A 16,464-nucleotide genomic window follows, 5' to 3' on the forward strand; every position below is an offset into this window, starting at 1 on the left:
GGCGCTCAGTCGGGCATGAGCGCGAGCAGCGTGCTCGCGTGATCGTCGGTCCACACCATCGCGGGCTCGGGCCACGTCGCGGTGACCGGAGTGAAGCCGCGCTCGACGAACGGCGCGAGCTCGCCTTCGGTCTCGGTCATCACGAAGTAGACGCTCGGGTCCGCGGCCTGGCGATCGGGCGGGCTCAGGAACTGCTTCGTCGCGGCGTGCATCCCGAGGTCGCGCGCGATCGCCGCGAGCACCGGGCGCAGGTCGTAGTAGCGGTTCGAGATGTGGAAGAGCAGCACGCCGTGCTCGGCCACCGCGCCGCGATAGAGCTCGACCGCCTCGCGCGTCACGAGGTGCGTGGGGATCGCGTCGCCGGCGAACGCGTCGACGAGCAGGAGATCATAGTCGGTGCGCACGTCGGCGCGCGCGAGCGTGAGGCGCGCGTCGCCGACCAGCGTCTGCTCGTCGCCGCGGCAGTCCTCGAGGTAGTGGAAGTGCGTGCGCGCGAGATCGTCGACGGCCTGATCGATCTCGTAGAAGTCGATCGACTGATCGGGCTCGACGTACGCCGCGGCCGCGCCGACGCCGAGGCCGATCACGCCGAGGCGCGTCGCGCGCGTCGGACGTGACGCGAGGATCGCCATCGCATCGCCGAGCGGACCGCTGCGGTGGTAGTAGCTGAGCGGCTCGCTGCGGTGCTCGGGCGCGAGGAACTGCCGTCCGTGGCGCGTGGTGCCGCTGACGAGATCGCGCTCGGTGCCCCGCGCGCTGTGTTGGCTGGGCGCCGGGCGCTCGAGCACGTAGTAGAGACCGTAGAAGCTGCGACGGACCTCGAGGGTGCGCGTCGCGCTCGCCTGCGCGCTGCTGCTCGCGCTCGCGATGCGCCACGCCATCGCGCCGATCAGCACGATCGTGATCGCGACCGCGCCGCGCCCCGGGCCCTTCATCCACGCGAAGAGCTCGGCGCGTCGCGCGATCACCATCGTGAGCGCGAGCCCGGCGAGCGCGAGCGGGTACTCCCAGAGCCCCGTGAAGAACGCGGGCGCGCCCAGCGCGACGAACGCGCCGCCGAGCCATCCGCCGAGCGAGATCACGAGGTAGTAGAGCGTCAGGTGCTTCGCGCTCGGGCGCGACGCGTGCAGCTCGCCGTGCGCGGCGAGGCACACCGCGAACATCACGCCGAGGTGCAGCACGACCTGCAGCCACGTGCCGCCGGTCTCCGCGCCCGCGAAGAAGAAGAGCCCCACCGCCGCGAAGTGCGGCCACAGGCGACGCACCGCGGCGGGCACGCGCGACGGCTCGCCGAACGCGAGGATGAACGTGCCGAGGTAGAGCGCGAGCGGCACGACCCACACGAGCGGCACGTTGCCGGCGTCGAGCGCGATGAGGTTCGTGACCGCCATCAAGAACACGCTCGGGAACGCGCTCAGCAGCAGCCAGTACACGATGCGACCGGGCGCTACGGTTTCCGTAGCGGGCGCTACGGCTTCCGTCGCCATGACCGGCGCGGGGCCGCCCGCGTGCGTCGCGCGGTATGCGAAGAACGCGGACACGAGATAGAGCACGAACCCGATGGCCCACGCCCAGCGCTGCACGCTCAGGCCGACGAACGGCTCGATCAGCAGCGCGTACGCGAGCAGCGCGACGAGCGATCCCGCGTTCGACGTCGCGTAGAGGAAGAACGGGCTCGCGCGACCGGGCAGCGTCGAGCGCGCGAGCCATCCCTGCGCGACGACGCCGGTCGTCGCGAGCGCGATGAACGGCAGACCGAAGTCGACCGCCATCGTCGCGAGCAGCGTCCCGATACCGCCGCCCTCGCCCGCGATGCGCACCGTCGGCGGCAGGAGCACGATCGGCATCGCGATCAGCGCGAGGTGCCAGCGGCCGGCGCGCTCCGAGACGAGGTGCGCGTAGAGGTAGCCGAGGAAGAGCGCGCCCTGGAAGAACATCAGCGACGTCGTCCACACGTGGAACGCACCACCGAAGCCGGGCAGCAGCAGCCGCCCGACCATCGGCTCCATCGCGAAGAGCAGGAACGCGCCGAGGAAGACGAAGACGCGGAGAGCCGTCATGCGAGCGCTGCGCGCACGCGCTCGAGGATCGCGGTCTCGTCGCCGCCGTCGACGGCGCGCGCGAGCTCGCCGCGCAGCCGGTCGCGCGCGCTCGCGCCGAGGCCCGCGACGCGCTCTTCGATCGGGCTGTCGACCGAGATCCCGGCGAACGCCGCTCTGCGCTCGTCGGCGCTCATCTGGAGCGCGTCCATCACGCCGTCGAGGTACGTGCGCTCGGCGTCGGAGAGCGCGCCGTCGGCGATCAGCACTTGGCCGAGGATCTGGACGTAGAGCTTGCGTTCGTTCGGCTGCATGACGACGCGCGCATTCTCGCCGAGCGAGCGCGCGCTGTCATGCGGTCATTCGGCGGGGAGACCGACGGGGCAGCTCACGCCGGTGCCGCCGATGCCGCAGTAGCCGTCGGGGTTCTTCGCGAGGTACTGCTGGTGGTAGTCCTCCGCGTAGAAGAACTCCGGCGCGTCGAGGATCTCGGTGCTGATCGCGCCGTAGCCCGCGGCGCGCAGCTTCTCCTCGTACATGCGCTTGCTCTCCTCGGCCGCGCGCTTCTGCGCGTCGCCGTAGGCGTAGATGCCGCTGCGGTACTGCGTCCCCACGTCGGCGCCCTGACGCATGCCCTGCGTCGGATCGTGGGTCTCCCAGAACGTCTTGAGCAGCTGCTCGTACGAGATCTTCTTGGGGTCGAACACCACGCGCACGACCTCGTTGTGGCCGGTGCGCCCGCTGCAGACCTCCTTGTACGTCGGGTTCGGCGTGATGCCCGCCGCGTAGCCGACCGACGTGCTGTACACGCCGGGCAGCTTCCAGAACGCCTTCTCCGCGCCCCAGAAGCAGCCGAGCCCGAACAGCGCGAGCTCCATGCCCTCGGCGAACGGCGGCTCGAGCGGCGTGCCGAGCACGTAGTGCTGCGACGGCACGCGCATCTTCTCGTCGCGCCCGGGCAGCGCCTCGGCGGCGGTCGGCATGCGGAGCTTCTTCGGATCGGCGTAGGCGTACATGGCCGAGATCTTCGGGCCTGGGTGCGCACACCGCAACCGGGCCTCCCCGCGGCCGGTTCGGCCAATGCGCATGCTCACCGGAGATCGGTTTACACGTGGGACCACGTGCGACGACCCTGATCGACGCACTGGAGGGGTCCCATGCTGCACGTGCGCTCGCTCTACTTCGTGTGCCTCGCGGCGCTCGCTCTGACCGCATGCATCGACGACGGCGAAGGTGACGGAGGACGCCGCAACCGCGACTCGGGCACGGGCACACCAGGCGGCGAGACCGGCGCGCAGTGCAGCGACGGGATCGACAACGACAACGACGGAGTGCGCGACTGCGACGAGGCGACGTGCGGCGCTGCGCCGAACTGCCTCGTGGACGCGGGGCCGCGCGGCGACGGCGGGTTCGACACGTGCGACGAGCTGCCCTTCGAGGCGGAGACGCGCTTCGCGCCGATCGACATCGTCTGGATCATCGACAACTCGGGCTCGATGGACGGCGAGGCCGCGATCATCCAGGACAACATGAACGCGTTCGTGAGCGCGATCGAAGCGTCGGGCATCACCGACTACCACGTGATCGTGATCACCGCGTCGGGCTTCGTGAACGTGCCCCCGCCGCTCGGCACCGACACCGCGCGCTTCCGCTTCGTGTCGTACGACGTGCAGTCGCAGGACGCGATGTCGGATCTGATCGCGTCGTACTCGATGTGGAGCGACTTCCTGCGTCGCGACGCGGTCACGCACATCGTGCACGTGACCGACGACGAGAGCTCGATGAGCGCGGCGGACTTCCAGACGATGTTCAACGGGCTGCTCGGGCACGCGTGGACGTCGCACGCGATCGCGTCGCCGCCGGGCTCGACGAACTGCGGTCCGTTCGGGTGCGGCGGGCCGTTCCCGTTCCCGATCGACGGCTGCAGCGGGCCCAACGGCGAGGCCGCGGACAACGGCGATCACTACTGGGACATCGCGACGCGCACCGGCGGACAGCGCATCTCGATCTGCACCGCGGACTGGAGCGCGGCGTTCTCGACGCTGCTCGCGTCGATCGCGGTGCCGACGGCGATCCCGTGCGAGTTCGACATCCCCGAGCCGCCCGACGGGATGGAGTTCGACAGCCGCCGCGTGAACGTCGTGTACACGCCGGGCGGCGGCGCGGAGCAGCGCTTCCCGTACGTCGGGACCGACGACGGCGCGAACTGCCCGTCGAGCGGCGCGGACGGCTGGTACTACGACGACCCGGAGAACCCGACGCAGATCCGGCTGTGCCCGAGCACGTGCTCGCGCGTCGAGGCGGACACGAGCGGGCGCGTCGACATCGCGCTGGGGTGCGAGCGGCTGATCATCTGAAGTGGCGAGGCGTCGGCGTGCGGCGCGGGGTGGAGGGACCGCCGGGCCGGTACTCGCGATTGCCCTACGAGAGGGCGCGAGCGTCGGGACGCGGAGGGTCGTTCGCGGGGCGCGCTTCGCGCTCTCCCGCGAAGCGACCACGTCAGTCTCGACGAGGTGTCTGCGAGCGTCGCTGCGTGGGCCCGTCGGTCCCTCCACCCCGCGCCCGGTACCGCGGTTCTGCCGTCTCGCTGGGGTAGGGTGAGGAGAGCGCGCGACCGGTCCGCGCTTCGCCGCGGCCCGGACGCGCGCGGGTAGCACCGCGCGACTTCGTCGCGCGTGTGCGCGCTGTCGCGCGGGATTTGGGCGGTAGCACCGCGCGACTTCGTCGCGCGTGTGCGCGTTGTCGCGCGGGATTGGGCGGGTAGCACCGCGCGACTTCGTCGCGCGTGTGCGCGTTGTCGCGCGGGATTGGGCGGGTAGCACCGCGCGACTTCGTCGCGCGTGTGCGCGTTGCGTGCTGGATTGGATCGTCCGGATCGATTGACGATCCTGTCACTCGGCGCGCGGCTCCGTGGAGGTCGCGCGTGGCAGAGTGCGTCGCATGGCTTCGCTGCGGCGCGGGTCGATCGTCGTCGTCGTCGTGCTCTCGCTCGTCGCATCGACCGCTCGCGCGTGGGCGCCAGGCACGCGGCACGGCGACGGAGACGCGCTCACGTTGACGGTCGGCGCCGGGCACGAGTGGCGGTCGGCGCCGCAGGCGTCGGAGTGGATCCCGAGCGTCGGGGTCGGCTACGGCGCGTGGGGGACGCTCTTCGCGGTCGCGCTCTACTACGGCGCCGCGCTCGTCGTGGAGCCGGTGCGCGGCGAGCTCTCGTTGCTCGGCGAGGTCGGGCTCTCGTTGATCGCGATCGAGATGATCGTGGGCCTCGGGTGGTCCGCCGGACCGCTGTGGGCGCCGGACGTCGAGCCAGATGCGGGCGGGTTGGGATGGCACGTCACGCTCGCGGTGCCGATTCCGTCGGAGATCTCGACGTCGACCTACGCCGAGCTGGCGCCGGCGACCGAGCTCGTTCGCTTCGTGGCGTTCGTGCGCGCACGAGGAGCGGTGCCCGTGTCGGGCGGCCACGACGTCGCGCTCGAGCTCGGGATCGGCGTCCTGTGGGGTCACAGCGGGCCCCGCAACGTCTCCGTCGAGCCCCGGTGAGGGGGCGCCAGCAGGTGACACCGCGTTCGGGCGTGCCTATGCACGGCCTCCGTGGTGCCGCGAGCGGAATTGTTCCGGGTGTTCGTGTGTGGGGTGCTCGCGATCGGGTGTGGGCGCGTCGGGTACGACCCACGCTCCGACGCGGTCGATGCGTCGCTCGTCACGTTCGACGCGGCGCCGATCGATGCGCGGGTGGAGCCGAGCGATGCCGCGCTCGACGCGCCGAGCGTGGTCGAGGACGACGCGGGCGGGCCGCTCGCGCGCGTCACGTTCGCGACGCCGGTGCGCATCGACGCGCTCAGCTCCGAGACGCCCGACGTCGATCCCTGCCTCACGCCCGACGAGCTCGCGATCTACTTCGCGTCGGATCGTGCGGGGAGCCGCGACCTCTACGTGTCGCGGCGCGAGTCGCTCGACGCGCCGTGGTCCGCGCCCGCGCCGATCGCCGAGCTCAACACGACGGCCGCGAACGAGACCGATCCGTGGATCTCGCCCGACGAGCGCACGCTCTACTTCACGACGAACGCGAGCGGCACGAACGCGATCTGGGTCGCGCGGCGCGCCAGCGCGGACGTGCCGTTCGAGGCGCCGACGATGGTCGCGCTCGACGTCGCGAACGCGTGCTGCGCGACGCTGTCGAGCGACGAGCTCACGATGATGTTCTCGGCGGTCGGGCCGCTCGATCTCTACGTGGTCACGCGCGCGAGCGTCGATGCGCCGTGGAGCGCGTCCGTGGCGATGACGAGCCTGAACACGATCGACGACGAGTCGAACCCGTCGCTCTCCGAGCTCGTCGTGTTCGACCGCGGCGCGGCGGACGTGCGTGATCTGTGGATCGCGGACCTCGCGACGTCCGAGACGCGCGTCGTCGGCGGCACCGACGTGAACACGGCGTCGGACGAGCGCGACCCGTGGCTCGCGGACGGACCGGGGCGGCTCTACTTCGCGTCGAGCCGCCTCGGACAGCACGACTTGTACGTGGCCGAGCGGAACTGAGCCGGGCTCAATTCCGCAGCGCGCTCACCAGCGCTTCCATGCTCTTGCGCGCGTCGCCGAAGAGCATGCGCGTGTTGCCGAGGAAGAAGAGCGGGTTCTCGACGCCCGCGTAGCCCGCGGCCATGCCGCGCTTGAGCACGACGACGGTCTTCGCCTTCCACACCTCGAGCACCGGCATCCCGTAGATGGGGCTCGACGGATCGTCGAGCGCGCCGGGGTTCACGATGTCGTTCGCGCCGATCACGAGGACCACGTCGGTGCTCGGGAAGTCGTGGTTGATCTCCTCCATCTCGAGCACGACGTCGTAGGGCACGCCCGCCTCCGCGAGCAGCACGTTCATGTGCCCGGGCAGGCGCCCCGCGACCGGATGGATCGCGAAGCGCACGTCGACGCCGCGCTCGCGCAGCGCGCGCATGAAGTCGTGCACCGCGTTCTGCGCGCGCGCGACCGCCATGCCGTAGCCGGGCACGATCACGACGCGCTTGCTCTCGCGGAGCTGCGCGGCGAGCGCGTCGGTCTTGATCTCGACGACCTCGCCCTGCGCGGCCGCGGGGCTCGCGGCCGCCGCTCCGTCCGCGGTGCCGAACCCGCCGAACACCACGTTGAGGATCGAGCGGTTCATCGCGCGGCACATGATGATCGACAGGATCGTGCCGCTCGCGCCGACGAGCGCGCCGGTGACGATCAGCAGATCGTTCGCGAGCACGAAGCCCGCGGCCGCCGCGGCCCAGCCCGAGTAGCTGTTGAGCAGCGAGACGACGACCGGCATGTCCGCGCCGCCGATCGCCATCACGAGGTGCACGCCGAGCGCGCTCGCGAGGAGCGTCTGGACGACGAGGAACACGAGCCCGTCGTCCGGCGATGCGGCGCGCGCGAAGGGCACCGCGAGCGCGACGATCGCGATCGCGATCGCCGCGTTGATCAGATGACGCCCGGGGAGCAGCAGCGGCTTGCCGCTGATCGAGCCGCGCAGCTTGCCCCACGCGATCACCGAGCCCGTGAACGTCAGCGCGCCGACCGCGACGCCGATCCAGATCTCGACCACGTGCACGATGCGCGCGGCCGCGGCCTCGCTCTCCGCCGCGACGAAGCCCGCTGCGTCCTCGCCGGGCACCAGCGCGCCGGTGGGATCGGCGTGCGGCGAGAGGTACGACGAGATCCCGACGAGCACCGCCGCGAGGCCTACGAAGCTGTGCAGCACCGCGACGAGCTCGGGCATCCCGGTCATCTCGACGCGACGCGCGAGCACCGCGCCGATCGCGCCGCCGATCGTGATCGACACCGCGAGGAGCGCGAAGCCGAGCCCGCGCACCGAGCCGTCCTCGCCGACCCAGATCGCCGCGGTCACGCCGACCGCGAGCATCATGCCCGCCATGCCGTAGACGTTGCCGAGCCCCGCGGTCTCCTGCTTGCTGAGCCCGCCGAGACTGCGGATGAAGAGCACGCCCGCGACGAGGTACGCGATGGTGCTGACGCCGCTCATCGTCCGTGCCCTCCCTTCTTCGGCGCGCTGCTGCTCGCGCTCTCGTCCTTGCGGAACATGCGCAGCATGCGGTGCGTGACGAGGAAGCCACCGCTCACGTTGATCGCGGCGACGAGCACCGCGATCGCGCCGAGCACCGACGCGAGATCGACGTGCTCGCCGATCTGCAGCATGCCGCCGACGACGATGATCCCGCTGATCGCGTTGGTGACGCTCATCAGCGGCGTGTGGAGCGCGGGCGTGACGCTCCAGATCACCTGCCATCCGACGAAGCACGCGAGGATGAACACGGTGAAGTGCTGGAGGAAGTCGCCGGGCGCGAAGCGACCGAGCGCGAACAGCGCGCCGATGATCGCCATGCCCGCGAGCGTCGTGCCCCACGCGCGGCGCGCGGGGTTGAGGATCTCGGTCTGACGCGGCTTCGATCCTTCGGGCGGGGGAGGGCGCGTGCTCTTCGAGGGCTCGCGCTCCGTCTTCGCGACCGGTGCGGGCGTCGCGGGCGAGGGCTCTTTGCGCGGCGGAGGCGGCAGCACCTCGCCGCCGTGGGTGAGCATCGCGGGCCGGATGACGTCGTTCTCGAGATCGACGCGCAGCACGCCGGGCGCGATCGGATCGCGCATCTCCGCGACGAGGTGCACGAGGTTCATCGCGAAGAACTTGCTCGCCGCGCGCGCCATGCGGCTCGCGAGATCGGTGAAGCCGAGGATCTTCACGCCGCCGTGATCGACGACCTGATCGGGCACGCAGAGCTCGCAGTTCCCGCCTTGCTCCGCGGCCATGTCGACGACGATCGAGCCGGGCTCGAGCGCCTCGACCACGTCGCGCGGGACGAGCAGCGGCGCTTTGGCGCCGGGCACCAGCGCGGTCGTGACGATCACGTTCACCTCGGCCGCTTGCGCGCGGAAGAGCCGCATCTCGGCCTCGATGAACTCCTCGCTCATCACCTTCGCGTAGCCGCCCGCGCCCTCGCCGCTCTCCTTCAGCTCGACTTCGAGGAACTTCGCGCCGAGGCTCTCGACCTGCTCGCGCGCCGCGGCCCGCGTGTCGAACGCGCGGACCTCCGCGCCGAGCGCGCGCGCCGCGCCGATCGCGGCGAGGCCCGCGACGCCCGCGCCGATCACCAGCACGCGCGCCGGTCGCGTCGTGCCCGCGGCCGTGACCTGCGGACCGAAGAAGCCCTGGTAGTGCGCGGCCGCTTCGACCACCGCGCGATAGCCCGCGAGGTTCGCCTGCGACGAGAGCACGTCCATCTTCTGCGCGCGCGTGACCCGCGGGACGCGCTCGAGCGCGAGCGCGCTCACCTTGCGCGCCGCGAGCGTCGCGACGAGATCGGGATGTCGCTCCGGCTGCACGAGCGAGATCAGCACCGCGCCCTCGCGCAACGCGCGTGCTTCCTCGTCGGTCGGTGGACGCACCTTGAGCACGACGTCGCTCTCGCCGAGAGCCTCGCGTGTGTCCCCGAGCGTCGCGCCCGCAGCGACGTACGCCTCGTCGTCGTGTCCGGCCTCGCGCCCTGCGCCGCGCTCGACGAGCACGTCGAAGCCGAGCTCGCGCAGCTTGACGACCGACTCCGGTGTCGCGGCGATGCGGCGCTCGCGATCGCGCGTCTCTCTCGGAATGCCGATCCGGATGGCACACCCCCTTCCGCGGCTCGATCGATGCGACGAAGAACCGACGGCCAGCATCACCGAGCCGCAGCCCGCGGCGCAACGGCGTTGCAGACGCAATTGGGAAGAATCCGGTCGCCGCTCGCCGCCCTCCGGGACGAGCACTCGGGCAATTGGGATCCCGGGCACGAGTGACCCATGTCGATCGCAGGCGATGACGCACCGCGACGAGCACCTCGAGGGCGAGCACGCGGTGGAGCGTGTCGCGCTCCCGACCCCGCCGGGCGCTTGGGATCCCGTGCGGAACGCGGTGCGCGGCGCACTGCGCCCCATCGAGCATTTCCTCCATGTCGAGGCATCCGGCGGGATCCTGCTCATGGGCGCAGCATCGATCGCGCTCGTGTGGGCCAGCTCACCGTGGAGCGACGACTACGAGCACCTGCTCGAGACGCCGGTCGTGCTGCGCGTCGGAGGCGTCGGCATCGAGGCCGACCTGCGCTTCGTCGTGAACGAGCTGCTGATGACGCTCTTCTTCTTCGTCGTCGGGCTCGAGATCAAGCGCGAGATCGTGCACGGCGAGCTCAGCCATCCACGCCGCGCAGCGCTCCCGATCGCCGCCGCGATCGGCGGCATGACCGTGCCGGCGCTGATCTACGTAGCCCTCAATCCGCACGTCCCGGCGCGGAGCGGTTGGGGCGTGCCGATGGCGACCGACATCGCGTTCGCGGTCGGCGTGCTGACGCTGCTCGGACGACGCGTGCCGCCCGCGCTCCGCGTGCTGCTGCTGACGCTCGCGATCGCCGACGACGTCGGCGCGGTGATCGTGATCGCGCTCTTCTACTCGAACGGGATCGCGCTCGGCGGGCTGCTGCTCGTGGTGCTCGCGGTGCTGCTGACGCTCGTGCTGCAGAAGGCCGGCGTGCGGCGCGCGTGGCTCTACGTGCTGCCGGGCATCCTCGCGTGGGAGGGCATGCACTCGGCCGGCGTCCATCCGACGCTCGCGGGCGTGATGCTCGGGCTGATGACGCCGACGAGCGCGTGGCTCGGTCCGCACGGCGCGATCCACCTGACGCGCCACGCGGTGACGCGGCTGTCGAGCGTCGTGGGCACCGGAGAGGCGCATCCCACGCAGCTCCTCGGTCCGCTGCGCGATCTCGAGCTCGCGCGTCGCGAAGCGATCTCGCCGGTCGAGCGCCTCGCGGCGAAGCTGCACCCGTGGGTCGCGTGGGGGATCATGCCGCTCTTCGCGCTCGCCAACGCGGGCGTGCCGCTCGACCCGTCTTCGTTCGACGCCGAGTACGCGCCGGTGATGCTCGGCGTCGTCGCCGGTCTCGTGATCGGGAAGCCGCTCGGTGTGCTCGCGGGCGCGGGGCTCGTCGTCGGGCTGCGCATCGCGCCGCTGCCGCGCGGAGTGACGTGGGCGGGCGTGGGCGTCGTCGGTCTCTGCGCGGGCATCGGGTTCACGATGGCGATCTTCGTCGGCGACCTCGCGTTCGACGGTCCGGCGCTCGTCGCGACGAAGCTCGCGATCCTCGCGGCGTCGATGATCGCGGGCGTGCTCGCGATGGTCGTCGGATCGGTGGTGCTGCGCGACGCGCGCGCGGTGCCGGGCGCGGCGCGCACCGAGAGCGAGGCCGAGGCTTCGACGGTCGCATGACTGGACGCCCTCCCGCCGCGACCCCATGGCCAACGCGTCGATGCGCTCTCCGGACCCTTGGATCCACGGCCGCTCCGAAGCGCTCGCAGGTGCGCCGAGCGATCCCTTCGAGGTGATCGCGCGCGCCTACGCGCCGGTGCAGGACGAGGTCGACGTCGAGGTGCCGATCACCTTCGGCGCGATCCCGCGCGATCTCTCGGGCACGTACTTCCGCAACGGACCGGGGCGCGTCTCGATCGGCGGCGATCGATACGGCCATCCGTTCGACGGGGACGGCATGGTGGTGCGGTTCGCGTTCGACGAAGGACGCGTGCGCTACCGCAACCGCTACGTGCGCACGCGCGGCTTCGTCGACGAGCAGCGCGCGGGGCGCATGTTGTATCGCGGCTTCGGATCGCAGCGCCCGGGCGGCCTGCTCGCGAACCTCGGACGCACGCGCTTCAAGAACGCGGCGAACACGAGCGTGCTCTGGCACGGCGGCGTGCTGCGCGCGCTCTGGGAGGGCGGCGCGCCGCATCGCATCGATCCCCGCACGCTCGAGACGATCGGCGTCGACGATCTCGGAGGTCTCTTGCGCCCGGAGCGCGCGATCGAGCGCGCGCTCGCCCCCGAGCACGCGTTCACCGCGCATCCCGCGATCGATCCGCGCAGCGGCGAGCTGTGGGGGTTCGGCGTGATCGGCGGGCCGAGGGCGCGCCTCGCGATCTATCGGCTCGATGCCGAGGGCGCGCCGATCGAGCGACGCTTCGTCGCGCTGCCGCGGCTCGCGTTCGTGCACGACTTCGTGCTCACCGAGCGCTTCCTCGTGTTCCTGCTCGCGCCGATCGCGTTCGATCTCGCGCGCGCGATCGTCGGTCTCGCGAGCCCGGTGGACGCGCTGCGCCGCGATCCGTCGCTCGGCACGACGGTGCTGGTGGTGCCGCGCGACGGCGGTGCGCTGCGCACGATCGAGGCGCGCGCCGGCTTCGTGTTCCACCACGTCGCGGGCTGGGACGAGGGCACGCGCGAGATCGTGATCGACACGCTGCGCATGGACGACTTCGAGGGCGGCACGATCGACGTGCTCGACCCTGCCGCGCTGCGCCGGGTGCGCGTGCCGCGCGCGGTGCCGACCCGCATGATCGTCGACCTCGCGACGCGCCGCGTGCGCGAGGAGGTGCACATCGACGCGGACGTCGAGCTGCCCACGATCGATCCGCGCCGTCGCACCCGCCCCGCGCGCATCGCGTACGCCGTCGCGCGCCCGAGCGGATGGAGCGCCATCTCGCACCCCGCGATCGCGCGGCTCGATCTCGCGTCGCGCGAGGTGCACATGCGCGATCTCGCGCCGGATCTCCCGGGCGAGCCGCTCTACGTCCCGCGTCCCTACGCGCCCGAGGGCGAAGGCTACGTGCTCACGATCGTCTATCGCGCCGAGACGCACCGCAGCGAGCTCTGGGTGCTCGACGCGCGCGATCTGTCGACGGTTGCGCGCGCAACCCTGCCGCACCACGTCCCCCTCGGGTTCCACGGGACGTTCGTGCCGAGCTGATCACGCGGCGACGGTGAGCTGTCGCTCGACGAGCCGGCGATAGAGGCCCTCTTGGGCCATCAGCGCCGCGTGATCGCCTGCCTGCACGATCTTCCCGCCGTCGATCACGAGCACACGATCGGCGTCGCGCACCGTCGACAGCCGATGCGCGATCACCAGCGTCGTCCGCCCCTTCATCAGGCGATCGAGCGCCTCCTTCACGAGGTGCTCGCTCTCCGCGTCGAGCGCGCTGGTCGCCTCGTCGAGCACCAGGATGCGCGGATCCTTCAGCACCGCGCGCGCGATCGCGATGCGCTGCTTCTGTCCGCCCGAGAGCTGCACGCCCCGCTCACCGACGCTCGTCGCGTAGCCCTCGGGGAAGCGCGACACGAACTCGTGCGCGTTCGCCACGCGCGCCGCGGCCTCGACCTCGGCGTCGCTCGCGTCGGGGCGCGCATAGCGGATGTTGTCGGCGATCGACGTCGAGAAGAGGATCGGCTCCTGCGCGACGGTGCCCACCTGACGGCGCAGCCACTCGGGATCGAGCTCGCGCAGATCGTGCCCGTCGAGCCGCACCCGGCCCTCGCTCGGGTCGTACAGCCGCGCGACGAGCGACGCGATCGTCGACTTGCCCGCGCCGCTCGGACCGACGAGCGCGACGATCTCGCCGGGCGCGACCACGAGCTCCATCCCCTCGAGCACCGGCGCGTCGGGCCGCGCGGGATACGCGAAGCGCACCGACTCGAAGCGCAGCTCGCCCCGTGCCTCGCGCGGCGCGAGCCCGCCCTTGGGCGCCATCGCGGGCGTGCGATCGAGCAGCTCGAACACGCGCTCCGCGGCGCCGCTCGCCTTCGTGAGGTCCGCGTAGAGATCGGTGAGCGCGCCGAGCGAGACCGCGACGAGCAGCGTGTACACGAGGAACGACGTGAGCCCACCGACGCTCATCGCGCCGTCGATCACGAGGTGCCCGCCGTACCACAGCACCAGCGTCACCACCGCGAACCCCGCGGCGCTCACCGCGGCCATGAACGCCGACGCGACACGGATGCGCGTTGCCTGGAGCGCGTATGCGCGCTCGATCGCGACGCCGTAGCGCGCGGCCTCGGCGGCTTCCGCGACGAACGAGCGCACCGTGCGGATCCCCGCGAGGCTCTCCTCGGCGACGGCGCTCGCCGCGGCGAGCGCGTCCTGCGCGTCGCGCGCGAGCCTTCGCAACCGACGACCCCAGTACACCGCGCCGAGCGCGATCGGCGGCACGACCGAGAGCATGATCGCGGCGAGCAGCGGCGACGTGTACAGCAGCATCGCGACGCCGCCCGCGATGGTCGCCGCGTTCCGCAGCGCCATCGAGATGTTCACGCTCACCGCGTTCTGCAGGACGGTCGTGTCCGACGCGAGGCGCGATTGCAGCTCGCCGGTGCGGCGCTCGTCGAAGAACGCGATCTCCTGCTCGAGCAGCCGCGCGTACAGATCGCGCCGCAGCTTGGTCACGACGCGCTCGCCCGCGGTGGTGAAGAGCACGTACCGGATCCCGGTCGCGACGGCCTGCACCGCGAGCACGACGCCCATCAGGAGCGCGATGCGATCGATGCGCGCGGCGCTCGCCGTCGCGTCGGCGCCGAGCGCGTCGTCGAGCAGCGAGCGGATCGCCTGTGGGTAGACGAGGCTCGCGCCGCTGCCGATCGCGAGGAAGAGCGTGCCGATCGCCAGCCGCTTCCACTCGCTCTTGGCGAGCTGCAGCAAGCGTCCGATCGAGACGCGCGGACGCTCCGTGCCCGGGCCAGCCACTCGCACCCGTTATATGTCGAGCCGTCGCGCGGCGCCCCACCCGATCGGACGGCTCTTCCCGTCCTCCATCGCGGGCGCTACACACTCGCTCTCGGAACGCATGGATCACCGCACCGCCGCCGACGTCCTCACGCGCCTCGCCTTCGCCACCGAAGTCCTCGAAGGATCGACGCACGAGTCGAAGGCGTGGGCGAACGCCGCGCGTGTCATCCGCCAGCTCCCCGGCGATCTGCGCGCGATGATGGAGAGCGGTCAGCTCGCCGAGGTGCGCGGCATCGGCAGCTCGAGCCTGCGCGTGATCCGCGAGGTGCTCGAGGGACGCGAGCCCGAGGAGCTGCGCGCGCTCGAGGCGCGAGTGCCCGACGGGCTCTTCGCGATCAACCGGATCAAAGGCCTCGGCCCCGCGAAGATCCGCAAGCTCTGGCAGGGCCTCGGCGTGACGACGATCGGCGAGCTCGAGCACGCGTGCCGCGAGAACCGCCTGGTGCTGCTCGACGGGTTCGGCAAGAAGACGCAGGCGAACGTGCTCGAGCAGATCGAGCAGATGCATCGCGCCGATCGCGTGCTGTTGCGCAGTCGCGCGAGCGCGCTGGTGCTGCCGCTGCTCGCGAGCCTGCGCATGCGCGGCGTGCGCGCCGAGGCGCTCGGGGACTTCCGGCGCGGCATGGAGCTCGTCGACGGGCTCGCGATCGTGGTCGCGGGAGACGACGCGGTGATCGACGAGACGCTCGGCGCGCACGGCGTCGAGGACGGGCACATCGACGGGACGACGATCGACGTGAAGCGCACCGACGCGGCGCGCTTCGGCGCGATCGCGGTGCTCGGCACGACGAGCCCCGAGCACCTCGAGCTGCTGCGTGCGCGCGCGAGCGAGCGTGGCCTCGAGCTGCGCGACGACGGGCTCTACTCGAAGGGCGCGCTCGTCGCGTGCGAGGACGAGGACGCGCTCTATCGCGCGCTCGAGCTCGTGACGACGGATCCCGAGCGACGCGATCCCGGCGTGCCGCTCGTCGGCATCGGCAAGGCTCGGCCGCGGCTCGTCGAGCTGCGCGATCTGCGCGGCGCGCTGCACAACCACACGACCGAGAGCGACGGCGCGGGCACGCTCGAGGAGATGCGCGCGGCCGCGTCGACGATGGGCCTCGAGTACCTCGGCATCAGCGATCACAGCCAGAGCGCGGACTACGCGCGCGGCCTCACGCCCGATCGACTGCGCGCGCAGATCGCGACGATCGAGCGGGCGCGCCGCGAGCCGGGATGCGCGCTGCTGAGCGGCGTCGAGAGCGACATCCTCGCGGACGGCAAGCTCGACTACGAGGACGCGATCCTCGCGTCGATCGACGTGGTGATCGCGTCGGTGCACCGCCGCTTCGGGCTCGATCGCGACGCGACGACGCAGCGCATGGTCGCGGCCGCGAAGAACCCGTTCACCGACGTCATCGGACATCCGACGGGGCGTCTCTTGCTCGGCCGCCCCGCGAACGATCTCGACATGGGCGCGATGCTCGACGCCGCCGCGGAGAGCGGCTGCGCGGTCGAGCTCAACGCGAGCCCCCATCGCCTCGACCTCCACGATCGTCACTGCGCGATGGCGAAGGAGCGCGGTGTGCCCGTCTCGATCGCGGCAGACGCGCACGCACCGGGCGAGCTCCTGCAGCTGGAGCACGGCATCGCGATCGCGCGCCGCGGAGGGCTGACCCCCGACGACGTGCTCAACTGCCGCCCGCTCGACGCGCTCCGCGACTGGCTCCGCGCGCGCCGTCAGCGCGCGGGGCTCGCGAGCTGAGGAACTTCTTTGGAGGCGGGAGAACAGCCGTTTCGCCTGCGTGATCGCGCGCTGG

General features: G+C 71.7%; 12 protein-coding genes. 6 read left to right on the forward strand and 6 right to left on the reverse strand.

The window, feature by feature from the left end; all coding sequences use genetic code 11:
• Window positions 1–5: 5 nt before the first annotated feature.
• Genes DB32_RS05440 through msrA form a run of 3 tightly spaced genes read right to left on the reverse strand, consistent with a single transcriptional unit; the run spans window position 6 to window position 3,055 of the window.
• Window positions 6–2,060: a fused MFS/spermidine synthase gene (locus tag DB32_RS05440; protein WP_053231361.1), complete on the reverse strand. Its 2,055-nt coding sequence runs from the start codon at window positions 2,058–2,060 to the stop codon at window positions 6–8.
• Window positions 2,057–2,353: a hypothetical protein gene (locus DB32_RS05445; protein ID WP_053231362.1), complete on the reverse strand. Its 297-nt coding sequence runs from the start codon at window positions 2,351–2,353 to the stop codon at window positions 2,057–2,059. The genes DB32_RS05440 and DB32_RS05445 overlap by 4 nt, the downstream gene beginning before the upstream one ends.
• A gap of 45 nt (window positions 2,354–2,398) precedes the next feature.
• Window positions 2,399–3,055, reverse strand: a complete 657-nt coding sequence (gene msrA / locus DB32_RS05450; RefSeq protein WP_053231363.1) for a peptide-methionine (S)-S-oxide reductase MsrA — start codon at window positions 3,053–3,055, stop codon at window positions 2,399–2,401.
• Between the two features lie 141 nt (window positions 3,056–3,196).
• Between msrA and DB32_RS05455 the strand changes: the two genes are divergently transcribed.
• The 3 genes from DB32_RS05455 (at window position 3,197) to DB32_RS05465 (ending at window position 6,578) form a co-directional block, all read left to right on the forward strand.
• Complete coding sequence (locus DB32_RS05455) at window positions 3,197–4,396, forward strand: vWA domain-containing protein (protein WP_053231364.1); 1,200 nt, start codon at window positions 3,197–3,199, stop codon at window positions 4,394–4,396.
• A gap of 583 nt (window positions 4,397–4,979) precedes the next feature.
• Complete coding sequence (locus DB32_RS05460) at window positions 4,980–5,582, forward strand: hypothetical protein (protein ID WP_053231365.1); 603 nt, start codon at window positions 4,980–4,982, stop codon at window positions 5,580–5,582.
• Between the two features lie 51 nt (window positions 5,583–5,633).
• The gene (locus DB32_RS05465; RefSeq protein ID WP_083457159.1) at window positions 5,634–6,578 is read left to right on the forward strand and encodes a TolB-like translocation protein; all 945 of its coding nucleotides are present in this window, start codon (window positions 5,634–5,636) and stop codon (window positions 6,576–6,578) included.
• 7 nt (window positions 6,579–6,585) lie between these two features.
• On the opposite strand, the gene DB32_RS05470 is transcribed toward DB32_RS05465, so the two are convergent.
• Window positions 6,586–8,061: an NAD(P)(+) transhydrogenase (Re/Si-specific) subunit beta gene (locus tag DB32_RS05470; protein ID WP_053231367.1), complete on the reverse strand. Its 1,476-nt coding sequence runs from the start codon at window positions 8,059–8,061 to the stop codon at window positions 6,586–6,588.
• Complete coding sequence (locus tag DB32_RS05475; protein WP_205627143.1) at window positions 8,058–9,746, reverse strand: Re/Si-specific NAD(P)(+) transhydrogenase subunit alpha; 1,689 nt, start codon at window positions 9,744–9,746, stop codon at window positions 8,058–8,060. Before DB32_RS05475 ends, DB32_RS05470 begins: the two co-directional genes overlap by 4 nt.
• Before the next feature lie 136 nt (window positions 9,747–9,882).
• On the opposite strand from DB32_RS05475, the gene nhaA reads away from it, so the two are divergent.
• Both nhaA and DB32_RS05485 read left to right on the forward strand, forming a co-directional pair.
• The gene (gene nhaA / locus DB32_RS05480) at window positions 9,883–11,325 is read left to right on the forward strand and encodes a Na+/H+ antiporter NhaA (RefSeq protein WP_053231368.1); all 1,443 of its coding nucleotides are present in this window, start codon (window positions 9,883–9,885) and stop codon (window positions 11,323–11,325) included.
• Window positions 11,326–11,365: 40 nt separating this feature from the next.
• A complete protein-coding gene (locus tag DB32_RS05485; RefSeq protein WP_169791352.1) occupies window positions 11,366–12,856 on the forward strand; it encodes a carotenoid oxygenase family protein in 1,491 nt (496 codons plus the stop codon).
• Here DB32_RS05485 and DB32_RS05490 read toward each other — a convergent pair whose 3' ends face one another.
• On the reverse strand, window positions 12,857–14,623 hold the full coding sequence (locus tag DB32_RS05490; protein WP_053231370.1) for an ABC transporter ATP-binding protein: 1,767 nt from the start codon (window positions 14,621–14,623) through the stop codon (window positions 12,857–12,859). It abuts the gene before it with no gap.
• 100 nt (window positions 14,624–14,723) lie between these two features.
• Here DB32_RS05490 and DB32_RS05495 point away from each other — a divergent pair, with 100 nt between their 5' ends.
• On the forward strand, window positions 14,724–16,409 hold the full coding sequence (locus DB32_RS05495; protein WP_053231371.1) for a DNA polymerase/3'-5' exonuclease PolX: 1,686 nt from the start codon (window positions 14,724–14,726) through the stop codon (window positions 16,407–16,409).
• The last annotated feature ends 55 nt before the right edge of the window (window positions 16,410–16,464 follow it).

The organism is Sandaracinus amylolyticus (assembly GCF_000737325.1).
Lineage (GTDB): Bacteria > Myxococcota_A > Polyangia > Polyangiales > Sandaracinaceae > Sandaracinus > Sandaracinus amylolyticus.